Annotated in this window: 19 protein-coding genes; 9 read left to right on the plus strand and 10 right to left on the minus strand. The window is 42.3% G+C overall.

Translation table 11 applies throughout. From position 1 onward, the window contains the following. Positions 1-169: 169 nt before the first annotated feature. Entirely contained in the window at positions 170-700 is a 531-nt protein-coding gene (locus AC1DU2_RS07880) for a DinB family protein (RefSeq protein WP_477383626.1), read from the minus strand. 123 nt (positions 701-823) lie between these two features. On the opposite strand from AC1DU2_RS07880, the gene AC1DU2_RS07885 reads away from it, so the two are divergent. From AC1DU2_RS07885 to AC1DU2_RS07895, 3 genes are all read left to right on the plus strand, one after another. After that, positions 824-2011 (plus strand): hypothetical protein, encoded by a 1188-nt coding sequence (locus tag AC1DU2_RS07885; RefSeq protein ID WP_477383627.1) that lies wholly within the window; start codon positions 824-826, stop codon positions 2009-2011. Between the two features lie 117 nt (positions 2012-2128). Continuing rightward, positions 2129-3265 (plus strand): GDP-mannose 4,6-dehydratase, encoded by a 1137-nt coding sequence (gene gmd, locus AC1DU2_RS07890; protein WP_477383628.1) that lies wholly within the window; start codon positions 2129-2131, stop codon positions 3263-3265. A gap of 26 nt (positions 3266-3291) precedes the next feature. Continuing rightward, the gene (locus AC1DU2_RS07895; RefSeq protein WP_477383629.1) at positions 3292-4878 is read left to right on the plus strand and encodes a gliding motility protein RemB; all 1587 of its coding nucleotides are present in this window, start codon (positions 3292-3294) and stop codon (positions 4876-4878) included. A gap of 281 nt (positions 4879-5159) precedes the next feature. Here the strand turns inward: AC1DU2_RS07895 and AC1DU2_RS07900 are convergent, their stop codons facing one another. Continuing rightward, positions 5160-6737, minus strand: a complete 1578-nt coding sequence (locus AC1DU2_RS07900) for a hypothetical protein (protein ID WP_477383630.1) — start codon at positions 6735-6737, stop codon at positions 5160-5162. Positions 6738-6742: 5 nt separating this feature from the next. After that, on the minus strand, positions 6743-7615 hold the full coding sequence (locus tag AC1DU2_RS07905; RefSeq protein ID WP_477367225.1) for an ABC transporter ATP-binding protein: 873 nt from the start codon (positions 7613-7615) through the stop codon (positions 6743-6745). A gap of 199 nt (positions 7616-7814) precedes the next feature. Here AC1DU2_RS07905 and AC1DU2_RS07910 point away from each other — a divergent pair, with 199 nt between their 5' ends. The 5 genes from AC1DU2_RS07910 to AC1DU2_RS07930 all read left to right on the plus strand — a co-directional run bounded on the left by AC1DU2_RS07910 (position 7815) and on the right by AC1DU2_RS07930 (position 13362). Next, positions 7815-8804 (plus strand): glycosyltransferase family protein, encoded by a 990-nt coding sequence (locus tag AC1DU2_RS07910; protein WP_477367222.1) that lies wholly within the window; start codon positions 7815-7817, stop codon positions 8802-8804. A 489-nt stretch (positions 8805-9293) separates the two neighbouring features. Then, positions 9294-9746 (plus strand): nuclear transport factor 2 family protein, encoded by a 453-nt coding sequence (locus tag AC1DU2_RS07915; protein ID WP_477367219.1) that lies wholly within the window; start codon positions 9294-9296, stop codon positions 9744-9746. Between the two features lie 151 nt (positions 9747-9897). Further along, entirely contained in the window at positions 9898-10458 is a 561-nt protein-coding gene (pth, locus tag AC1DU2_RS07920; RefSeq protein WP_147055656.1) for an aminoacyl-tRNA hydrolase, read from the plus strand. Positions 10459-10563: 105 nt separating this feature from the next. After that, complete coding sequence (locus tag AC1DU2_RS07925; protein WP_477383631.1) at positions 10564-13002, plus strand: TonB-dependent receptor; 2439 nt, start codon at positions 10564-10566, stop codon at positions 13000-13002. Between the two features lie 9 nt (positions 13003-13011). Next, positions 13012-13362, plus strand: a complete 351-nt coding sequence (locus AC1DU2_RS07930; protein WP_477383632.1) for a Spx/MgsR family RNA polymerase-binding regulatory protein — start codon at positions 13012-13014, stop codon at positions 13360-13362. Positions 13363-13381: 19 nt separating this feature from the next. On the opposite strand, the gene AC1DU2_RS07935 is transcribed toward AC1DU2_RS07930, so the two are convergent. After that, a complete protein-coding gene (locus AC1DU2_RS07935; RefSeq protein ID WP_477383633.1) occupies positions 13382-13780 on the minus strand; it encodes a hypothetical protein in 399 nt (132 codons plus the stop codon). A 270-nt stretch (positions 13781-14050) separates the two neighbouring features. Here AC1DU2_RS07935 and AC1DU2_RS07940 point away from each other — a divergent pair, with 270 nt between their 5' ends. Beyond that, positions 14051-16054, plus strand: coding sequence for a M1 family metallopeptidase (locus AC1DU2_RS07940; RefSeq protein WP_477383634.1), 2004 nt, complete (start codon positions 14051-14053; stop codon positions 16052-16054). 342 nt (positions 16055-16396) lie between these two features. Here the strand turns inward: AC1DU2_RS07940 and bshC are convergent, their stop codons facing one another. The 6 genes from bshC to rpmB all read right to left on the minus strand — a co-directional run bounded on the left by bshC (position 16397) and on the right by rpmB (position 21625). Further along, positions 16397-18046 (minus strand): bacillithiol biosynthesis cysteine-adding enzyme BshC, encoded by a 1650-nt coding sequence (bshC, locus tag AC1DU2_RS07945; RefSeq protein ID WP_477367204.1) that lies wholly within the window; start codon positions 18044-18046, stop codon positions 16397-16399. Between the two features lie 141 nt (positions 18047-18187). Further along, positions 18188-19525: a 30S ribosomal protein S12 methylthiotransferase RimO gene (gene rimO, locus AC1DU2_RS07950; protein ID WP_477383635.1), complete on the minus strand. Its 1338-nt coding sequence runs from the start codon at positions 19523-19525 to the stop codon at positions 18188-18190. 123 nt (positions 19526-19648) lie between these two features. After that, on the minus strand, positions 19649-20614 hold the full coding sequence (gene ftsY / locus AC1DU2_RS07955; RefSeq protein WP_477367198.1) for a signal recognition particle-docking protein FtsY: 966 nt from the start codon (positions 20612-20614) through the stop codon (positions 19649-19651). A 228-nt stretch (positions 20615-20842) separates the two neighbouring features. After that, on the minus strand, positions 20843-21001 hold the full coding sequence (locus AC1DU2_RS07960) for a DUF4295 domain-containing protein (protein ID WP_090641302.1): 159 nt from the start codon (positions 20999-21001) through the stop codon (positions 20843-20845). A 101-nt stretch (positions 21002-21102) separates the two neighbouring features. Beyond that, entirely contained in the window at positions 21103-21285 is a 183-nt protein-coding gene (gene rpmG / locus AC1DU2_RS07965) for a 50S ribosomal protein L33 (protein WP_067063463.1), read from the minus strand. A 106-nt stretch (positions 21286-21391) separates the two neighbouring features. Then, complete coding sequence (rpmB, locus tag AC1DU2_RS07970) at positions 21392-21625, minus strand: 50S ribosomal protein L28 (protein WP_090641306.1); 234 nt, start codon at positions 21623-21625, stop codon at positions 21392-21394. Positions 21626-21733: the final 108 nt, after the last annotated feature.

The following is a 21733-nucleotide window of genomic DNA, read 5'->3' on the forward strand; positions in this document are numbered from 1 at the left end:
CGTCCTCATTAACGGTTAATTCATAAGGGCTGATATAGAAGATACCTACCAACAACAGTAAAGCTATAACAACCAAATAAGCGTATTCAAAATTCATCACAATGATTTTTACAAATATCAGAAACCTAACATTATCACACTGTTAAGACTCTGTTAAATGTGAAAGGTTTCATGCTTGCGATAATTTATTTTTGATACGCGCCAACTGTTTTAAATGATGCTCCAGGTGTATCCGGATAAACCTGAACCATTGCCTGGCGTTAAGCATGCCTAACCGCGGATGTTTATAACGGCTTGCTGCCGAGGCCCCGTCAATAAGCGGCGCGGTTGTATCCATTCGCTTACGGCATTTAATAATCAGGTTTTTGGCGTCTTCTTTGCTTATTTTGGCAGCTACCATTTTATCAGAAACGACATCAGGTATTTTAACCTTTACCGGCGGAAACATTCCCATCAACAATAAAAGGCGCCCCTCCCAGGTTACGCCGGCTTTAGTTGGCGGGCAACTGCCATGTGTGCACCGCTCCAATGCTATTGACGAACCTAAGGTAGCCTGCAATATATGGCTGTAAACCTCGGCGTATGACCAGCCGCCTCCGGGCGGAGTTTCGGTAAACTGTTCATCAGGAATGGTGTCCAGTTTTTCGCGGTAACTGTCAAGGGCGGCGTTAATGTAGCGGCGTTCTTTTACGGTGCTCATGAAGTTAAAGGTAACGCTTTTAAATGATGTACCATAACAACCCGGTTATCACATTGTTGGGTTATAAGCAAGTATAATTATATTTGAATCGCCGCGTTTTAATTCAAATCATTCAGCCTTACCATGAAATATATCTGCCTTTTTCTGTCACTCCTTGTTACCCAACAAATCTTTGCGCAATCAAAACTGCCGGTTATAAAAGCTACTTCAAAAAGTGTATCAATAAATGATGGTGGCTATTTTGATAAAAATGTATGGTCGCTTTCGCCAACAGCCCGGCCCGATGTTTTTACCGCTGATAGAACGCGAAAAACCAAATGGGTTACATTTTATACAGATATTGATTCCATCAGGGTAAAAGTAAAACCGGGTACACGGTTCAATTTTATTGTCCTGTTAAACGGTAAAGATTCCTGTTACACCCAAATTGCCAGCGCCATCCCGCCCGATGATAAAATAAAAAATATAGCAGTTAAAAACGATACCATTCCTTTTACCCTTACCGGTTTTAACGCCATTAAGATAGTTGCCGTTATTAATAATACCGATACATTAAACCTGCACTTTGATATCAGCTCTTTTGATTTTCATTTAACCAGGGATGCCATATTGCACAAAACAAAATTATTATCAAACCAGCCCGATGCTCTGGCAGGCAAAACCAAGCCCAATTACAATAATCTTAACAAGATTTTTAAACTGCAAATGGGTAACCTGGTGGTAAACAATCCCGAGGTGCTTACCACTAACATAACGGCACATGAAATGGATGGCCGTATTGGTTGGAACGTGTTTGAAGGCAAGCAGGTAGAGGTGGATTATGATCACAGTCTACTTATTATCCATTCAGAGTTACCTCGTGCTCTAAATGGTTATGTTAAATCAAAAATGGAATTCGCACGTTCGTTTCCGTATATTAAAGGCACGTTTGTAATAAACGGCAAAAAACATGCAGGTAATTTCAGTATGGATATAGGGTCTGAACAAGCCATTATTTTAGATAGCACCTGGGCTGCGAGAGAAAAATTTGCCTCCAATTTAAAACTCATTCGCACCGTTGTACTCCACGACCCACGGCGAACAGCATATGAAACAAGGACAGTGTTATCGCCGGCCTTTGAATTGAACAGCTTTAACCTTAAAAATATCCCAACGCTAATATTAGGCTCTAAAAATCCGGTTGGTTTTGAGATAAACTATTTGGGCAACGATTTGTTAAAAAGGTTTAATATGATCCTTGATTTTAAAAACGATTACCTGTATCTGAAGCCCAATAAGTTGACTAATATAAAGTACAGGGATAACTCGTAACGCCGTTGGGGAACCATATTTCGCTTTAATCAAAGCAACTTATGTATGGCCCAATGGCTGTTTTTACAATTAAATTGGATAATATTGTAATATAGAAGTATTAGCACTTTAATATTGATGAAAAAAGCTTTAATAACGGGCATTACTGGTCAGGATGGTGCATACTTAGCCGAGTTTTTGCTAAAAAAAGGCTACGAAGTACATGGCGTAAAAAGAAGATCGTCGTTATTAAATACAGACAGGATTGATCATTTATACGCGGACCCGCATGAGGCTAATGTAAAATTTAAACTTCATTACGGCGACCTTACCGATTCTACCAACCTCATCAGGCTGGTTCAGGAGGTACAAGCCGATGAGATTTATAACCTGGCCGCCCAAAGCCATGTTAAGGTAAGCTTTGACACTCCCGAGTATACTGCCAATGCTGATGGAATAGGCACACTCCGTATTTTAGAAGCGGTGAGGCTACTTGATCTTACCAAAAAAACCAAAATATACCAGGCATCCACATCCGAGCTTTATGGCCTGGTTCAGGCTGTGCCACAAAGCGAAACTACACCGTTTTACCCAAGATCACCGTACGCAGTAGCAAAAATGTATGCCTACTGGATAATAGTGAACTATCGCGAAGCCTATGGCATGTATGCCTGCAATGGTATTTTATTTAACCATGAAAGCCCAATACGTGGCGAAACATTTGTTACCCGTAAAATTACGCGGGCAGCTTCAAAAATTGGCTTAGGTTTGCAGGAATGCCTGTATGTAGGCAATCTATCGGCCCAGCGCGATTGGGGACATGCCAAGGACTATATTGAGGCCATGTGGCTGATGCTGCAGCAGGACAAAGCCGAGGATTTTGTTATAGCTACCGGTGTAACCACAACCGTGCGCGATTTTATAAAAATGGCTTTTAACGAGTTAGGCATCGAAGTTGAGTTTAGTGGCCGTGATCAGCATGAACGCGGCGTGATTATTGATATTGATGAACAACGTGCTTTTGAACTTGGTTTAAACCTCGATTTTTTAAGGTTCGGGCAAACGGTTGTCAAGGTCGACCCCAGGTATTTTAGGCCTACCGAGGTTGATTTGCTGGTTGGTGATGCCACAAAAGCATTTGAAAAATTAGGCTGGAAACCTAAGTATAATTTGCAGGCCCTGGTTACCGATATGATGCAGGCCGATTTGCATTTGGTAAAAAAGGACGAGTATTTAAAAAAAGGTGGCTTTGCAACACTGAATTATTTTGAATAACAAAAATTGATTGATCAATTCTACATATGAAGAAAATATTTACCGCTATTATATTATTTGTTTTAACAGGTGGAATTGTAAAAGCCCAGTCTGAGTATCAACCCTATTCGTACCAGTTTTACCAAAGACTTAACGAAGATGTGTACTCCACCAAAACCCGGGTGCATAGTTCCTTAAAACCGTTTTTGGACGATTCGTTACTGAAACATCATTATGATTCACTGATGAATAGTGCAGGTGGTTTTAAAGGTCGTTTTTTTAGCGAGCATCAGATAGATGTAAAAAGCAATAACGCCACCTTTTATGCCGACCTGCTTCCCGACTTTAATTTGAGCCGCGATTTTTCCGGCAAAAAAAATACAAGTTTTGGCTCGTTAGGGTTACAAATTGGTGGTACCCTGGGCAGCCAGCTATCTTATAACATAACAGGTTATGAAAACCGGGCTCAGCTGCCAGAATACCTGGCTACTTACACCAACCAGGTGGGCATAGTGCGTGGGCAGGCCTATGGCAGCCTTTACGGCAGCGAGTACCGTTGGTCGTACATTACAGGGCTGGTATCTTATACGCCAAGCAAATATTTAAATGTGAGCCTGGGGCGCGATAAAAATTTTATAGGCGATGGTTACCGTTCGGTGCTTTTATCTGATTATGCATCGCCCTATCCGTTTTTTAAAGTAACAGCTACCTTAGGCGATGTTAGGTATATGGCCATGTGGACATATATGGATGATCCTTTATCGGCAAGGGTTGATAACAATGATCGTAAGAAGTTTGCCGTATTTCACTATTTAGACTGGAATGTAAGTGACCGCTTAGCTTTTGGGTTTTTTGATTCGATTATATGGGGTGCCAAAGACGATGCCGGCCACCAGCGCGGGTTTGACTTTACCTATATCAATCCTTTAATATTCCTGAGGCCTGTTGAGGCATCTAACGGATCGCCGGATAATGCCTTATTGGGTTTTACCGGCAGGTATAAAATTACCGATGGTATCACGGCTTATGGCCAGTTTGCGTTGGATGAATTTGAAAGTAAAAACTTTTTCTCCAGTAACGGCAGCTCCCGTAACAAGTATGCCTGGCAAATTGGCTTCAGGGGCGCAAACCTGTTTGCCATTAAAGGCCTTAACTATTTAGTTGAAGGCAATAATGTTAAGCCATATACCTATTCGGAACGCAGTTCGGTACAAAACTACGCTGATAATGGCGAGCCATTGGCGCACCCCTGGGGAGCAAACCTGCGCGAGGTTGTGGGATTGTTAAATTACTCGTACAAACGTTTTGATTTTAGCGGTGAGCTTGATTACGGGCATTATGGCTTAGATATTAACGGTCAAAATTATGGTAAGGACCTTTTTCAAATATACCTCGATCCGTCAAGGCAGCTTGGTAACTATACCGGGCAGGGCTTAACCACCAACATGGTTTTCCTGGAGGGGAAAATAGCTTATTTACTAAATCCCAAATATAACCTGCGCATCGAGCTGGGCGGCCTTTACCGCACTGAGAAAAATGATCAGTTTCATGACAAAACCGCTATGCTGAGTTTTGGTATCCGTAGCTCTTTCAGGAGCATGTACAATGATTTAGCAAGCTATAAGGCGCATTAAAAATAGCGTAAATACATCTAAACTGGGTTAACATAACTTAACACATTTCAGAAATTTTATTTATAAATACTTAATAATCAATACATTGTAATTTTTCATGGTTAACACTAAATTGATGTTTTGCGCAAACAGGCGCATCTGAATTTTTGTGCCTGTTTGCGTCAAACAAGTGCCGGAGAGACTTGGATCTTTTAACCAGAACGACTATTAAGCACGTCTCTTAAAATTCAGTCTTAAAGATTGTTTTGGAACCATAGCCGTTGATAAACGAACGGCATTCCCTACAAATGCCTCGACTGGTATCCCCTCACCACGAAACTAATCACTGCCAGAAATACGTTCAGCCCTAAAATAACAGCGATATAAATGATGTGGCTATCGTGCGGTATGGCACCCAGGTAATCGGCAACGGGTATGGCCTGGGTAAGGGCGTAAGTAAGTAAAAAAAAGATGATCTCGAACAGCTTTTTACCCTTGCTGATAATTCCAATGCAAACAGCTAATAAAACAATGCAAATTGCCCCGCTGATGATATTGAAGATTGCGTAACCGTTGCCTGCAATTATATAACGTGATACCAAGGGAAATGCTAAAACGATACACAATATTACTCCCGCCAGTATTTGTGCGGGCAGCATACGCTGTAACGGTTTGTAGGATGTATAAGTAAAATAATGCAGGCGATAGGTTTCTTCCTTGGTAGCCAGTTCCGATAGGCGTGTTACCTGCAAAAACCAAAGTACAGGCAATATATACAGGTGCGAAATAGCTACAGGTGCAAATAGCATACTTAAAGATGCAGCGCCTATAATAAGCCATAACCATTTAGATCCTTTACGTACCAGTAAAAGCAACTCAGTTTTGATGAAGGGGAAGATACCGTAATCGGTAACCAGGGGTGGCATAAGTGCGCGGTTGATGCCGGTTGCGGCAAATGCCGGCGTTGCTGGCTTCTGCTCGTTAGCAATCACTTTTTTCCTTTTACTCACGGCTTGCTTAAAATCAAACCGGTGAAAAAAGGATGATGAAAGATAAACCAAACCCAGGGATATCATAAGCCACAATAAACGGCTTGCTAAAAACAGGCTGGTTATGGTTATGCCGTTCCACTCAAATATCCGGAAGCTGCGTTTACCGCCAAAAGTGAAACCAAGGTTAACACCTTCAATATGCTGGTGATATTGGGTATTTACCTGGTTTTTGATGCTGGTTGTCATGGTGCGTACGCCATACGGGTCGATAATAACAGCAAGTGTTTCGTTTTTTTGCCCGTTAACATTGGCCATCAACGCGCCGAAAAAGAAAAAGAACGTGATGTATTGCAGGATGCTTTTTCGGCCCAAAAACACTTCGGACGCTACCGCCAGCGATGATATAAAAACCATAGCCGGCACTACAAACAATAAATAAGGGATAATAAAATTGCTGATAATAAACGGAGAGCCGCTGGTACGCACAAAAAACATAATGATACTTACCACAAAAGTGCAGCCGGCAATAGTGAGCAGCACCAGTAAATTACTAAGCATTTTACTAAGCAGGTAACCAAAATTGGTAATGGGCGTGGTGGCTATAATTAAGCCAACCTCGGTATCGATATCTTTTTTAATACCGCCATTTACCAAAAAGAAACCATAAAGCGAAAGCATAATAGCGGTCATCATTCCCGAAACATAACCTACCCAGGCCGAATTATAAACGCCTTTAAAACCTACAACATTTAAGGTGGTGTATGATGCCGTAGGTGGAGGCACAAATGAATATGCCGCGTAAAAAGTAATAGCCAGGGTAATCAGGAAAGCGTAGCTGCGCGTGCGCTGCAGGTAGTCGGCTTTAATAATGCTGTAAATGTATCTCACGGCGCTTAGTTGTTATTTTGCGTTAAAAACAAATAAGCATCTTCTAAACTGGCATTTACAGCTATTGCTCCCATTTCTGGCTGCCCGGTCCTGGTAATAAAACGAACCTTGGTTTTATCCTTTTGCCGGCTGGTATCAATAACCTGGTGTTTGGTACGGATGCCGGCAATTTCATCATTACTTACCAGTACTTCAAATACTTTACCATCAACCAACTTTATAATATCCGGTTGGGCAGCTTTATTAAGCAGTATGCCGTTTTTCATGATGGCAACTTCATCGGCTATGGTTTCAATATCCGATACGATGTGCGATGAAAGGATGATGATACAATCGTCGGCCAGGTCAGATATCAGTTGCCGAAACCTTACCCGCTCTTCAGGATCAAGGCCAACGGTGGGCTCATCAAATATCAGCACTTTAGGGTCATTCAACAGCGCTTGTGCTATGCCAATCCGTTGTTTCATCCCGCCGGAGTAGGTGCCAATAGGGCGTTTGGCATCGGCAGTTAAATTAACGCCTTCCAACAGCAGGTCTATCCGCTTGCGTAAGCCATTGCCGCCTACGCCTTTCATAGCGGCTATGTATTCTAAAAACTCGTACGCGTTAAGGTTAGGGTAAACCCCAAAATCCTGCGGCAGGTAACCCAATATTTTCCGAATTTTATCAGGATTGGCAACAATATCTTCATCATCTAAAAATAAGGTACCCTTTGTTGGTTTGCTGATGGTAGCAATAATTTTCATCAGTGTTGATTTGCCAGCGCCGTTGGGGCCAAGTAGTCCCAATACACCTTTTTCAATGGTGATGGAATAATCGGTAAGGCCGCTTTTATGCTGGTTATATTGTTTGGTCAGATTTTTTATGACTAAGGACATCGGTGTGCTTTTTATGCCCTGTAAGATGCATGTTACACATTTAAGTTACACCAACCGGCGAATTTACATCAGGTTACCGATCCAATTTACCGCCTCCTCATCAATCTCTCTCAACGTAGCTTTGCTCAATAACAATCTTTAGCTATTTAAATATCATCAAAACATTTCCTTTTACTAAATTGCCCCTAATTCTATATACATGAAAATACTGTTTGCCATACAGGGAACCGGCAACGGGCATATAAGCCGGGCCCGCGAAATTGTACCTTTATTACAGCAATATGGCGAGGTTGACCTGCTGGTGAGCGGCACCGAGGCCGAGGTTTCATTATCGCAGCCTTTAAAATACAGGTTTCATGGGGTTAGTTTTGTTTTTGGCACCAACGGCGGGGTTGATAACTGGGCTACGTGGAAAATCATGAACCTGCGCCGGTTTTGGCACGATTTGCGGCACCTTCCCTTAAAACAGTACGATTTGGTAATTAACGATTTTGAGCCGGTAAGTGCCTGGGCCTGTAAGTTTCAGCGTGTACCCTCGGTATCGTTAAGTCATCAGTGCTCCTTTGTATCGCCTAATACCCCCCGGCCCGAAAAAAAAGACCCTTTTGCGCAGTGGCTCTTAAAAAATTATTCGCCTACCACCTATCATGTGGGCTTTCATTTTGAACGTTACGATACTTTTATAAATACACCCGTTATCCGCAGCGAGATACGGCAGATGGAAACCAGCAACCTGGGGCATTATAGCGTTTACCTGCCTGCGTATGACGATAAAACACTGTTGAAACACTTGGGGGCGGTAAAAGATGTACAATGGGAGGTGTTTTCAAAACGCCAGAAAACGCCGATGCAGGCCGGCAACGTGCAGATATTCCCCGTAAATAACGAAGCCTTTAATAAAAGCCTGGCCAGTTGCGAGGGGCTACTAACGGGTGGAGGATTTGAAGGCCCTGCCGAGGCATTGTTCCTGAAAAAGAAAGTGATGATGATACCCATGAAAGGGCAGTATGAGCAGCAATGCAACGCCCTTTCGGCCTCAAAACTGGGCGTGCCCGTAGTGCCCGAGATTAACGACTCCTTCGGCAGCCATTTAACCAAATGGATTAATGACGATAAAAAAATTATTGTTGATTTCCCTGATGAAACCGCGCAGATAGTTGATAAACTGGTGAAGCAATACGCAAGGTAGTACTAAGTCAACAGTACTAAGTCGTAAGTATAAAGTGGAGTTTTCGTGTTGGACGTAAAGCGGCCTAAAAAACGATCGTTATTGCCTCGTACTTATCTTGGTATTTACGTAACCCATTCGCTTGAACGCAGGCTAAGACTCACCCGGTCGAGGCTGCGCCCGACCACCCTCTCTCCGGCTTGCGCCGCAAAGAGGGTTGAAGCTCATTTTTTTTTATTTTTTTATCCCTCTATGCGCGAAGCGGAAAGAGGGGTGACGGGCGCAGCCTCGTCGGGGTGAGTTGTCTCCGCCATGCGATATACATCTCCCTTCAGTTTTTTTGCAAAACTTTAACACTCAAAATGATGCGCGGATAACTGAATGTTTATACCGCCCATAAATTTGTGTTTTTTATACTTGTTGATTACCTATTACGCAGTTTGTTTTAAGCGCAATTACCGATTTATATGTTGGTTTGAAACAAATTCAATAGCTTTACATCTAAATACCATGGAAGGCAATAAAATAATTAACACAGTTACTAATTTATTTAGAGGCGCCGACGACCGCGACTGGCCCTTGATAGAAAGTATACTGGCACCGGTGGTTACACTTGATTACTCTTCAATGAATGGCTTTGGGCCGGCAGAACTTAGCCCGGCGCAGATAGTAGATAACTGGGCTTCATTTTTACCGGGTTTTGATAAGACTGACCATCGTGTTTCGGCATTCAAAGTACAGCTTAACGGTAAAATGGCCGATGTTTTTTACAGCACGGTTGCCAGTCATTTCCTGGGCGACCAAGTTTGGGTTGTTACAGCAAATTACCATACCAAACTGGCCAAATACGATGATACCTGGCTTATTACTTACCATAAAATTGATTTTGAAAGCCAGAGCGGTAATGCAAACCTGCCAAAACAGGCACACCAGGTTATAGCCGATAGAAAAGCTGTGCAGTAGATTTCGCGGAGTTTATCATTCCTTTCAAATATTGTTGAGCAATATCACTTTGCACCTGGGCGTCTCAGCGCGAAAAAAATCTTATCAATTTTAAAAGCAGTTATGGTCTTAAAATCCTTAATCCAAAAAACTTTTATCTTTGCTTCCCTAAATGAAATATCTAATAGTAGGACTTGGAAATATAGGCCCCGAATATGCTGATACCCGGCATAATATAGGCTTTATGGTTTTGGATGAACTGGCTAAACAGGAGGGCGCCAAATTTTATAATATGCGCCTGGCTTATTATACCGAGGTATCTGTTAAAGGGCGCACACTTTGCCTTATCAAACCTACTACTTTTATGAACCTGAGCGGAAAAGCCCTTAACCACTGGATGAAAGATTTAAAAATTCCGCTGGAGAATGTGCTGGTTATTGTTGATGATATTGCGCTACCCCTGGGTACCCTGCGCCTAAAACCCAAAGGAAGCGCGGCCGGGCACAATGGTTTAAAACATATTGAAGCTACACTTGGTCACAACAATTATGCGCGCCTGCGTTTTGGAGTGGGCGATAACTTCCCTAAAGGCAGGCAGGTTGACTATGTGTTGAGTGGTTTTGATGATGATGAAAAGCCCGAACTGCCTGCGCTGATTGATCGCTCGATAGAAATGGTGAAGAGTTTTTGTACCATCGGTACCGAACTAACCATGACCAGGTTTAACAAATAAAAAATTTACCGGCTGATAACTAACCAATTAGTTAAAAAGTGTTAAATAGTTGTTCCATGTTGCAACACATGGGTATCTTGCTGCGTCATATCACCTAAATTCCTTATGCAAAAATTTTTACTAACAGTAATTTGCTGTTGTTTCTCCATATTGGCTATAGCGCAAAACCCCAGCACTTCAAATATTACCGTTAAAGGTGTAGTTATCGATTCGGCCGCAAACAAGCCATTGGGCTATGTTACGGTTGTTTTGCAGGATGCTGCAACAAAGGCATCGGTAAAAAGTACCCTTACAAAAGACGATGGCAGCTTTGAGCTTAAGGCGCCCGAAGGTAAAACTTACCAGATTGCTGTTGCATTTGTTGGCTTTGCATCAAAAACGTTTCCTGTTAAAGTTGCCGCATCTGTAGTTGATGCCGGTAAAATATATATGTCGGCGGCCAGCAAGCAACTGGGCGAGGTGAGTGTTACCGCCGTAAGGCCGGTTATGAAACAGGAGGTTGACCGGCTCACTTATGATGTACAGGCCGACCCGGAAAGTAAAGCAATATCCGCCCTGGATATGATGCGTAAGGTGCCCTTGCTATCGGTTGATGGCGACGACAAGATAAGGCTGAAAGGAAGCGGCAATTATAAGATACTGGTAAACGGTAAAGAATCGGCCCTGATGGCCAAAAATCCATCGGATGTGCTGAAGGCTATGCCGGCAACCAATATTGAAAGGATAGAGGTAATTACCACGCCACCCGCAAAGTACGATGCGGAGGGTTTATCGGGCATTATCAATATCGTTACCAAAAAAAATGCCGACCAGGGCTATAACGGCAGCATCAATTCGCGATTTAACAGTATCTGGGGGCCGGGCTACAATTTAAATGCTACGGTAAAACAAGGCAAATTTGGCCTGTCGGGCTACGCCGGTTTTGGTAACCAAAACAGGGTTAACAACAGCAACCAAAGTTCGCAAACACAAAACGTTTCGCAGTCGGTTTTAAATCAAAATGGTAATGGCTGGTTTGAGGGAAAGTACAAATATGCCAACGCCGAGTTAAGTTATGAATTGGATAGTTTAAACCTGGTAACCGGTTCGTTCGAGCTTTTTCAGGGAAATTTTAACCAGAACAGCGACCAAACATCAACACAGATAAAAAAAGACGGTACAATTGCCGAGGCTTACCGGAGCCTGAACGATGGGACAAACCACGATAAGGGAACAGATATTTCTGTTAATTACCAGCTTGGCTTCAAAGATAAAAAAGACGAGTTGCTTACCGCATCCTATAAATACAGCTATTCGCCAGGTAACCAGTACAACAGCAATAATTTTACCGATAGGGTGAATTTTGATGACGTTAACAACCCCAATTTCAGACAGTATAATAAGGCAGGCGACAAAGCGCATACCTTTCAGTTAGATTATGTGTACCCTTTTAAGAAAGTAAACCTTGAAATGGGCGGTAAGGTGATACTGCGCAATAATTTCAGCGATTACAGGCGCGAAAACCAGGATGCCAATACAGGCGATTATGTGGTAGATGCCAACCAAACCAATACGTTTGATTATCACCAGGATGTATACAGCGCCTATAATTCATACCAGGTAAAATTTACCAAATGGACTGCCAAAGGTGGCTTACGCCTGGAACATACCCAGGTAAACGCCGATTTTGCCGGTACACCACTGGATAGGGGATACAATAACTTAATCCCGTCAATATCTATACAGCGAAGCTTTAAAACAAGCAGTTTTAATTTTGGCTTCACGCAACGTATTCAGCGCCCCGGCATATACCAGCTAAATCCATTTGTTGATAACTCAAACCCTAAGTTTGTAACCACCGGCAACCCGCAGCTGCGGCCCGAGCTTAACAATACATTTGAGCTTACGTACAGTAATTTTAAAAAAGCAGCTATCAATGCCGGGCTTAGCTACGCTTTCTCCAATAACTCTATCCAAAATGTGAGCACGCTTATTGATACCGTTACTTACACCACGTATCAAAATTTGGGCAGCAACCGCACCCTTGGATTAAACCTGAATACCAATTTAACTATCACCAAAAAGTTTACCGTTAGTATCAATGGCGGAATTTCGCACATCTGGCTCAAGGGGACTTATAATGGTAGCTTTTATACCAATGATGGTTACACCGGCCGCGCTTTTGGAAACCTGGCCTATAAGTTTGACGGCGGCTACCGCCTGGCGCTGGACGCCGGTTTCTTTAGTGGCGATGTAACGCTGCAGGGAAAATCAAGCAGTTTTATATTTAACTCCTATGTGGCCTCCAAAGAGTTTTTCAAAAAAACATTTACGGTATCGTTGGTTGCCAATAACCCGTACAGTAAATACCGTACTTACCATGGCTATACCCGCACAAATGATTTTTATAATACCTACAGCGGTACCAATCCTTACCGCAATTTTGCCATAAGGCTTAACTATAAATTCGGCAAGCTTAACAGTGATATTAAAAAGAACCAGCGTGGTATCAATAATGATGATACCAAGGGCGGCGGTAGTAAAAGTGGAGGCGGAAATCAATAGCTTTGCAGTATGAAAGTTTACGGAATTACCAATTGCAATACAGTAAAAAAAGCCCTCGACTGGCTTAAAGCAAACAATGTAGATTACGATTTCCAGGATTTTAAAAAACTGGGTGTTAGCGCCGAAAAACTACAGGAGTGGGATACAAAAGCCGGATACGAAAAGTTCATGAACAAGCAAGGCCTAACCTGGAAACAACTTGACCCGGCGGTTAAAGAGAGCGTTAAAACAAATACCGATGCCCTGCAATTGCTGCAACAAAAAACCAGCATGATTAAACGCCCGGTTATTGAAGACGGCGGTTTCCTGTTTTTTGGCTTTGATGAAAAGGTATATACCGATCATTTTTTAGGGAAATAAAAAGATCCCGGGTTTAAATTTACAAATGTTCGAAGAAGATAGACGGCAACTTTTCTAAATCTAAAGTTTGGATGTAAGACTTGCTGTTAAGCCGTATGCCCCAAAAATGAGGATGCATATTCAACCCGTTTTTTAGCTCTTCGCATCTGTTTTTTAGAAAACTATAAATGCCGCCTTTGTGCTTGAGGATTTGCTGGATAAATAACTCGTATTGTTTATCAAAACAATTTAAATAGTACTTAGGATGCTCGTTTTCGAAAACAACAAATTCGCCATAAGTCAGGTCTCCACGGGAATAGATGTTTTTGCGCCCCCACAGGGTATAAATAGGCGTAACCCGAAAGCCAACTTTTTCAAAATTATTGCCTGACTGAATTTGACTCATCCTCGTGACGCACTTATATAGATGTGTTTTCAAATATATAGATGTGTTTTATTAATAGTATATCATTTCCAGGAAATTACGCTACTTCGAACTGAAAAACTGCCATTTGCCAGTCTAATCACTAATTAATACTCACCAATTGTCAGACGATTCACTAAATCACTAACTCACTAATTAATAAGCAAATCAATAATTCACTAATTCAGTCATTCAATAATTAACAAACGCGTAACAATCATTTTACGGGCTATTTAAAAAAGCTTTTTTGTGTATACTTGCTTTGTATTCTCAAAATTGACTGAAATGAATTTAAAACTAATGGCCGGTTTAAGTACGGCCTTTATGATGGCTATTGCTGCCGTTAACGCGCAACAGGCACCAACCCCTCCTCCAGCAGCCGCACCGGCATCTGATTACAGTTACCATGAAGCTTTTGGCCCGCCGTTTTATACTAAAAATGGTACCGAGTTTCGTGCAGCCGACGGGCAACCAGGCGCAAAATATTGGCAAAACCGCGCCGATTACAGCCTGGCCGCAACCCTTGATGATAAAAGCAACCTGATTACCGGTTCGGAAGTGTTAACCTATACCAATAACAGCCCGCAAAACCTGAGTTTTTTATGGATGCAGCTGGATCAGAATTTGTTTAAGTTAGATTCCCGCGGTACGGCAATTGTTCCGCCAGCAGGCAGCCGCAACTGGGGCCGGGGCGAAGCATTTGAAGCCGGGTACAAAATAAAATCGGTAAAAGCTGTTGATGCAAAAGGCGGCACTACCGATGTTAAATTCCTGATTAGCGATACCCGCATGCAGGTATTTTTGCCAAAACAGGTAACTGCCAATGGAGGTAACGTTAAGCTGAAAATAGAGTATTCATTTGTATCGCCTAACTACGGATCAGACCGTATGGGATACCTGGATGATAAAAAGTCAAAAAACGGGAAAATATATACCGTAGCCCAGTGGTACCCACGCATGTGCGTGTATGATGATGTAATGGGGTGGAATACCCAGCCTTACACGGGCCCGGGTGAATTTTACCTGGAGTATGGCGATTTTGACCTGAGCATTACTGCTCCGGCAAATCATATTGTAGTGGCTTCTGGCGAGTTATTAAACCCAACCGAAGTATATACGCCCGAACAACAAAAACGCTGGGCACAGGCTGCCACAAGCGAAAAAACGGTAGTTATCCGTTCGGCTGCCGAGGTTACCGATCCTAAATCCCGCCCGGCTGGTAAAGCTACACTTACCTGGCGCTTTAAAATAAAGAACGCGCGCGATGCTTCATGGGCTTCATCTGCAGCCTTTATTATCGATGCAGCTAAAATGGACTTGCCAAGCGGAAAAAAATCTATCGCTATTTCGGCCTACCCGGTTGAAAGTGATGGACAGGATGCCTGGTCGCGCTCAACTGAGTATGTGAAAAAATCTATTGAGTACAACTCGGCAAAATGGTTTGAATTCCCTTACCCAGCTGCTACTGCCGTTGCCGGTATTGTAGGTGGCATGGAATATCCGGGCATTGTTTTTTGCGGGTACACTGCAAAAAAAGGCGGTCTTTGGGGCGTAAATGACCATGAATTTGGCCACACCTGGTTCCCGATGATCGTTGGTTCAAACGAGCGTTTATACGGCTGGATGGACGAAGGTTTTAATACGTTTATCAACACCTTATCAACCGCCGATTTTAATAACGGAGAATACAACCGCAAGGCTGGAGATATGCATAAAACGGCCCTGGTATTAACAAGACCAGAGTTGGAGCCTGTATTAAGTCAGCCGGCCAACCTTAAAGAAAAAAATACCGGTATCCTGTTATACTTTAAACCGGGCGTTGGCCTTACTTTGCTGCGTGAGCAGATTTTAGGCCCCGAGCGTTTTGATTTCGCGTTTCAGACCTATATCAAGCGCTGGGCATTTAAACACCCAACACCTGATGACTTTTTCCGCACCATGGAAAATGCATCCGGCGAAAGCCTGCAATGGTTCTGGAGAGGCTGGTTCCTGAACAACTGGCGTTTGGATGTTGCCGTAAGCGATGTTAAATATGTTGATAACGATGCAACTAAAGGCGCTATGATCACCATTGATAATCTGGGCAAATTGGCCATGCCGGTTACTTTGGAAATAAAAACCAAAAGCGGTAAAGTAGATAGGTTAAAACTACCTGTTGAAGTTTGGGAGCGCAACGCCACCTGGACATTCAGATATCCATCAACAGAAGAAATTGAATCTGTTACCTACGACCCTGACAAAGTATTACCGGATTACAACCCCGACAATAACGTTTGGACAAAGAAATAAAAATACAGAAACCCGGTTGACGCCGGGTTTTTTGTTTGAAAACTATGTCATTGCGAGCGATAGCGTGGCAATCTCGTTGCATGCTAAGCGAATTTGCATGGCTCGCGAATAGATGCTTCGTACCTATCGATGAATATTTTCTTTTCGAAGCGCGTGGGCCCGTCACCTGAGCCTGTCGAACGGTCGCGCGGAGAGGCCTTTGCCCGCTATGCTTCGACAGGCTCAGCATGACAATGCTCTTTGGTATGTCATTCTCCCTTCAGAATTTCACGAAATTTTACCATTCAGCATGACAAGTATTTAAGGAATGTCATGCTCCCTTCAGACGCGGATTTTAGTATGTTACTCCTCCGTCAACACCGTAAACTCAAATGCAAGCGGTTCAAAATGACGCACCAGTTCATCAATAAAGGTCTGCCCCCAGCGTACATACATTAAACCGAAATTTTCGGTGCGTTCCTGCAGGCTGTCTTTAGGGAAAAGCTCGGCTTTAACTACAGCTAATTGTTCAAGCCTGGTAGCATAGTTGCGTTTTTCTGCTTTGATCAGTTTTTTCTCCAGGTTATCTATAGCGTGTTTTAACCTTGCCTGTACAGCAGATGCCGATGGCGATAGGGTAGGGTCTATTTTATAAGAGCGCAGCTTTATCTTTTCGAACAGGGCGCTCATTTCGCGCCATTCACCTTCCAGGCTCAGGTTGTGGTTGCTGTGTTTTTTTACCCAGTCGGTTTTAAGGGTATCGTTTGGTTTAAACAAGTCGGCGGCTGTAAGATCCATGTGTTTAACTTTTGCTGCCTGGTCTTTCTTTACAACCAATGCCGAGTTACGCAGGATGAGTATAGGAAAATCAACCTTATAAAAATCGAAGTTAGCTTTCAGTTCCAGCCAGTAAACCACCTCGGCACCGCCGCCAATGTAGGCTATATTGGGTAAAATGCATTCCTGGTACAAGGGACGCATCACTACGTTAGGGCTAAAGCGTTCGGGGTAAGCGGCTATTTCTTCCTTCAATTCCGCTTCAGTAAAACGGATTTCGGTATTCATTACCTGGTAACTGTCGCGCTCAAATATTACGCGTTCGCGCAGGCTATCCTTCAGGTAAAAAAAGTTTATCTCGCGGGGATTAACCTGGATATGTACACCAAGTTTGTGCAAATGCTCATTAGTGGCCGTGATGTTTTTAAAGCTGTTTTGATTGATGATATCCTGCTCCATAATTGGGGCAAACTGCTTTTTAAACTCATGGTCGTCGGCATCGATGATCACTAAACCATATTGGCCAAACAGCGCGTTTACCAGGTAGCGGGTAGCATCGGCCAGTTTATCAAATTTGGTATAGGCGGTTTCTACAATTTCGGCAACCTCCACGGCGTGGCCTTCCATGCCTAAAACACCTTTGTACTGGTTAAGCGCCTGCCGCATAGTATCGGGATTGATACGCCCGGTTGCGCCCGAAGCCTCGTACCACCAATGTACTTTTTTGCCGCCGATGTTGGTATAATTAATCTCGGCAAAATCATGGTCTTCACTGGCCATCCAGTAAACAGGTACAAAGTTTTTATTAGGATGAGCGGCTTTTAATTGTTGGGCTAACTTAATTGCGGTAGCAATTTTATAAAGAAAATAAAGCGGACCGGCAAAAATGTTAAGTTGATGCCCGGTTGTAATGGTATACGTATTCTCAAGCTTTAAGAGGTCTAAATTCTGAGCAGTGAGTGGTTGTACGTTATAGGTTATACGTTTTATGTTAGTTTCACTTTCAGACTTTCTGGCTTTTGAACTTTCGGACTTCTCCGCGTATTGTTTGGATAAAACGCGGTGCAGAATTTCACGATCGGCAACAACTTTTTTATTTTTCAGTAGTTGGGCAAATCCGTCCATATCAGGGCGGTAGCCGTAAAAAGGTTGCAGGTCGGCCCGGTTTTCGATGTAGTCAATAACGGTGGGCGAAAAAAATCCGGTTTCTTTATAACTTATACAGGAGGCTTCCATTTTGATTTTGGATTTCGGATGTTCGATTTCGGATTTAAAATATCCAAATATAAAACATGTAATCAGCATCAAATATTTAATGCTGACGCCGAATTTAGATTTTAAATATTAAAATCAATCAACAGGGAATTGTAAATCAAATTATTTTACAATTTGTCCATAAAGGTCAAAGTCTTCGGCGCTGTCTACCGTTACGTTAACAAAGCTGCCAACGGTGGCGTAATCAATGCTGGCATCAATTAAAACCTCGTTATCAACTTCGGGCGAATCAAATTCGGTGCGGCCAACAAAGTAATTACCGTCTTTTTTATCAACCAAAACCTTAAATGTTTGGCCAATTTTTTCCTGGTTTTTATCGAAAGAAATTCCCTGCTGAATCTCCATAATGGCGTCAGCACGTTCTTGTTTTACTTCGTCGGGTACATCATCAACCAATGAATGGGCATGTGTTTTTTCCTCGTGCGAGTAAGTGAAGCAGCCAAGGCGATCGAATTTGGTATCTTCAACCCATTGGGCCATTTCTTCAAAATCTTGTTGGGTTTCGCCCGGGTAGCCGGTAATGAGGGTAGTACGCATGGCTATGCCAGGCACTTTATCACGAATCTGGTTTACCAGGTCGATTGTTTTTTGTTTGGTGATACCACGGCGCATAGATTTAAGCATATCATCGCTGATGTGCTGCAAGGGCATATCCATGTATTTGCAAATGTTATCACGTTCGTTCATTACATCCAAAACCTCCATCGGGAAGCCGGATGGGTAAGCGTATTGCAGCCTGATCCACTCTACACCGTTAACATCACTCAGGCGGCGTAGTAACTCATCAAGGTTACGTTTGCCGTACAAATCTAAACCGTAATATGTTAAATCCTGGGCAATGAGTATTAATTCTTTAGTGCCGTTTTTTACCAGGTTTTGGGCGTCTTTAACCAATTGGTCAATAGGTGTGCTCAAATGCTTGCCGCGCATCAATGGAATAGCGCAAAACGAACAGGGGCGGTTACAACCTTCGGCAATTTTAAAATAAGCAAAATGGGATGGAGTGGTTAGCAAACGTTCGCCAATCAGTTCGTGTTTGTAGTTTGCCCCTACAGAAGCCAGCAGGTTCTGCAGGTCATTGGTGCCGAAGTAAGCGTCAACATTGGTTATTTCGGCTTCCAGCTCAGGTTTGTAACGTTCGCTTAAGCAACCGGTAACTATTACTTTGCCAACTTTGCCTTGTTCCTTAAGTTCGCTATACTGGAGGATGGTGTCAATAGATTCCTGTTTGGCATTATCGATAAAGCCGCAGGTATTGATAACGATGATGTCGTTTTTACCTACTTTTTCAGCCTCGTGCACCACATCAAACTGGTTGCCTTTCAGCTGGCCCATCAATATCTCAGAATCGTATATGTTTTTTGAACAGCCTAAAGTAACCACGTTAACACGTTGTTTAACAGGTTTAGCTACCGGCCGGGAAATTTCTTTTGTCTTCATAACACACTAATCATAGCAATGAAAAAATTGTCATTGCGAGGAACGAAGCAATCGCGAACTATAAAGGGTTGAATTGCAAGGGAAGAGATTGCTTCGTCGTTCCTCCTCGCAATGACATAATTTTTATTGTTTGAATAAGGAATCGACGAAAGCCTGCCTGTCAAACAATTGCAGGTGCTCCATGCCTTCACCTACACCTATATATTTTACCGGAATTTTAAACTGATCTGATATCCCTATTACCACACCACCTTTGGCCGTGCCATCAAGCTTAGTTAAGGCCAGGGCGTTTACGTTGGTTGCCTCGGTAAACTGCTTGCATTGCTCAATGGCGTTTTGGCCTGTTGATGCATCCAGTACCAATAGTATTTCGTGTGGTGCGCCGGGAATGACCTTTTGCATCACATTTTTAATTTTGGTAAGCTCGTTCATCAGGCCTACTTTATTGTGTAATCTGCCGGCAGTATCAATTATCGCTACATCATCACCGTTGGCAACAGCCGAGCGAAGGGTATCATAAGCTACAGAAGCCGGATCGGAACCCATTGGCTGTGCCACCACTTTTACATCAACCCGTTTGCCCCAAAGCTGCAACTGATCAACAGCTGCGGCGCGGAAGGTATCGGCAGCGCCAAGCACTACTTTATTGCCGGCCTGTTTAAGCTTATGGGCCAATTTACCAATGGTGGTGGTTTTACCTACGCCGTTAACGCCAACCACCATAATTACATAGGGCTTATGATCGCCATATTCAAAATTGCGGAAATCGTTACTGTTATTTTCGGCCAGGAGTTTTTGGATCTCGTCTTTCAACAGTACATTCAGTTCGCTGGTGCCGATGTATTTATCGCGGGCCACACGTTCCTGAATGCGTTCGATGATTTTGAGCGTGGTTTTTACACCTACGTCTGATGTTACCAGGATCTCTTCCAAATCATCCAGCACATCATCATCAACGGTTGATTTACCTGCGACGGCCTTGGTTATCTTTGAAAAAAAATTATCCTTGGTTTTTTCTAAACCGGTATCAAGGGCTTGCTGCTCCTGCTGTGTATTTTCCTTTTTCTTAAAAAAATCAAATAATCCCATTTTAGATGTGCAGATTTTAGATTACAGATGTGCAGTTAATTGATATGCAAATGTGCAGATTTTAGATGTGCAGATTAACCACTATGCTGTAATAAGTGATATATTTTCTCATCTGCATATTTGCACATTTGAAATTTGCACATCTATATAATTTGCATATCAAAACAAAAAAGCCCTCTCGTAAAAACAAGACGGCTTCGATATTTTGATCAAAAGTTTAAGCAAATATTATTTGCCTGCAATGATGTCCTTAACAGCGTCGTTAGGAACAATTTGCTCTTTGAATGAATAAGCACCAGTTTTTGGTGATTTGTTCATTGTGATAACTTTTGAATATTCTTTGCCTTTACCTGCTACTTTCAGTGTTGCAACTACTTTCTTTGCCATGTTGTTTTTGTGTTGTACGTTTTACGTGGTACGTATTACGTAATGTTAAACATTTTAATTAGCTTGATCCTACGTATAACGTAAAACGTTTAACGTATAACCTATTTAATCTCTTTATGAACAGTTACTTTCCTTAAAACCGGGTTGAATTTTTTCATTTCCAGTCTTTCAGTTGTATTTTTTTTGTTCTTGGTGGTAATATAGCGAGACATGCCTGGCATACCGCTTGTTTTGTGTTCAGTACACTCTAATATAACCTGAACCCTGTTGCCTTTTTTTGCCATTTTCTTTTTATGTTGTACGCATCACCGTCACGGCTTACGTAATTTTTCAAATTATACCCTGTACGTCGCCAATTTTACAATTTGTAAAACCGTTAACGTACAACTACTAAATGTATCCTTTTTTTACAAATTTATTGATACAGGCAGTAATACCATTTTTGGTGATAGTTTTTACTGCTGAAGTAGATACCTTTAAGGTAATCCATTTATCCTCTTCAGGGATATAAAACTTTTTAAGTTTTAAGTTAGGATGAAATCTGCGTTTAGTTTTAACGTTTGAGTTAGAAACGTTGTTACCAACTATAGATGCTTTTCCTGTTAGATCACAAATTCTTGACATGACAAATATTTTTAATTATCAACCCTTTATTCAAAAAGAGTTTGCAAATATCAGACTTTTTAATCAAATATTCAATAGCGTTTTCAAAAATTGTTAAATAAATTCAAA

The sequence above is a fragment of the Mucilaginibacter sp. P4_C11 genome (assembly GCF_056402115.1).

Coding starts and splice junctions, on each gene's coding strand:
- gmd (WP_477383628.1), top strand. CDS start 2,129: ATGAAAAAAGCTTTAATAACGGGCATTACTGGTCAGGATGGTGCATAC.
- AC1DU2_RS07885 (WP_477383627.1), top strand. CDS start 824: ATGAAATATATCTGCCTTTTTCTGTCACTCCTTGTTACCCAACAAATC.
- AC1DU2_RS07930 (WP_477383632.1), top strand. CDS start 13,012: ATGAAAGTTTACGGAATTACCAATTGCAATACAGTAAAAAAAGCCCTC.
- AC1DU2_RS07915 (WP_477367219.1), top strand. CDS start 9,294: ATGGAAGGCAATAAAATAATTAACACAGTTACTAATTTATTTAGAGGC.
- AC1DU2_RS07925 (WP_477383631.1), top strand. CDS start 10,564: ATGCAAAAATTTTTACTAACAGTAATTTGCTGTTGTTTCTCCATATTG.
- AC1DU2_RS07880 (WP_477383626.1), bottom strand. CDS start 700: ATGAGCACCGTAAAAGAACGCCGCTACATTAACGCCGCCCTTGACAGT.
- bshC (WP_477367204.1), bottom strand. CDS start 18,046: ATGGAAGCCTCCTGTATAAGTTATAAAGAAACCGGATTTTTTTCGCCC.
- AC1DU2_RS07940 (WP_477383634.1), top strand. CDS start 14,051: ATGAATTTAAAACTAATGGCCGGTTTAAGTACGGCCTTTATGATGGCT.
- AC1DU2_RS07910 (WP_477367222.1), top strand. CDS start 7,815: ATGAAAATACTGTTTGCCATACAGGGAACCGGCAACGGGCATATAAGC.
- rpmB (WP_090641306.1), bottom strand. CDS start 21,625: ATGTCAAGAATTTGTGATCTAACAGGAAAAGCATCTATAGTTGGTAAC.
- AC1DU2_RS07960 (WP_090641302.1), bottom strand. CDS start 21,001: ATGGCAAAGAAAGTAGTTGCAACACTGAAAGTAGCAGGTAAAGGCAAA.
- pth (WP_147055656.1), top strand. CDS start 9,898: ATGAAATATCTAATAGTAGGACTTGGAAATATAGGCCCCGAATATGCT.
- AC1DU2_RS07895 (WP_477383629.1), top strand. CDS start 3,292: ATGAAGAAAATATTTACCGCTATTATATTATTTGTTTTAACAGGTGGA.
- rimO (WP_477383635.1), bottom strand. CDS start 19,525: ATGAAGACAAAAGAAATTTCCCGGCCGGTAGCTAAACCTGTTAAACAA.
- AC1DU2_RS07905 (WP_477367225.1), bottom strand. CDS start 7,615: ATGTCCTTAGTCATAAAAAATCTGACCAAACAATATAACCAGCATAAA.
- rpmG (WP_067063463.1), bottom strand. CDS start 21,285: ATGGCAAAAAAAGGCAACAGGGTTCAGGTTATATTAGAGTGTACTGAA.
- ftsY (WP_477367198.1), bottom strand. CDS start 20,614: ATGGGATTATTTGATTTTTTTAAGAAAAAGGAAAATACACAGCAGGAG.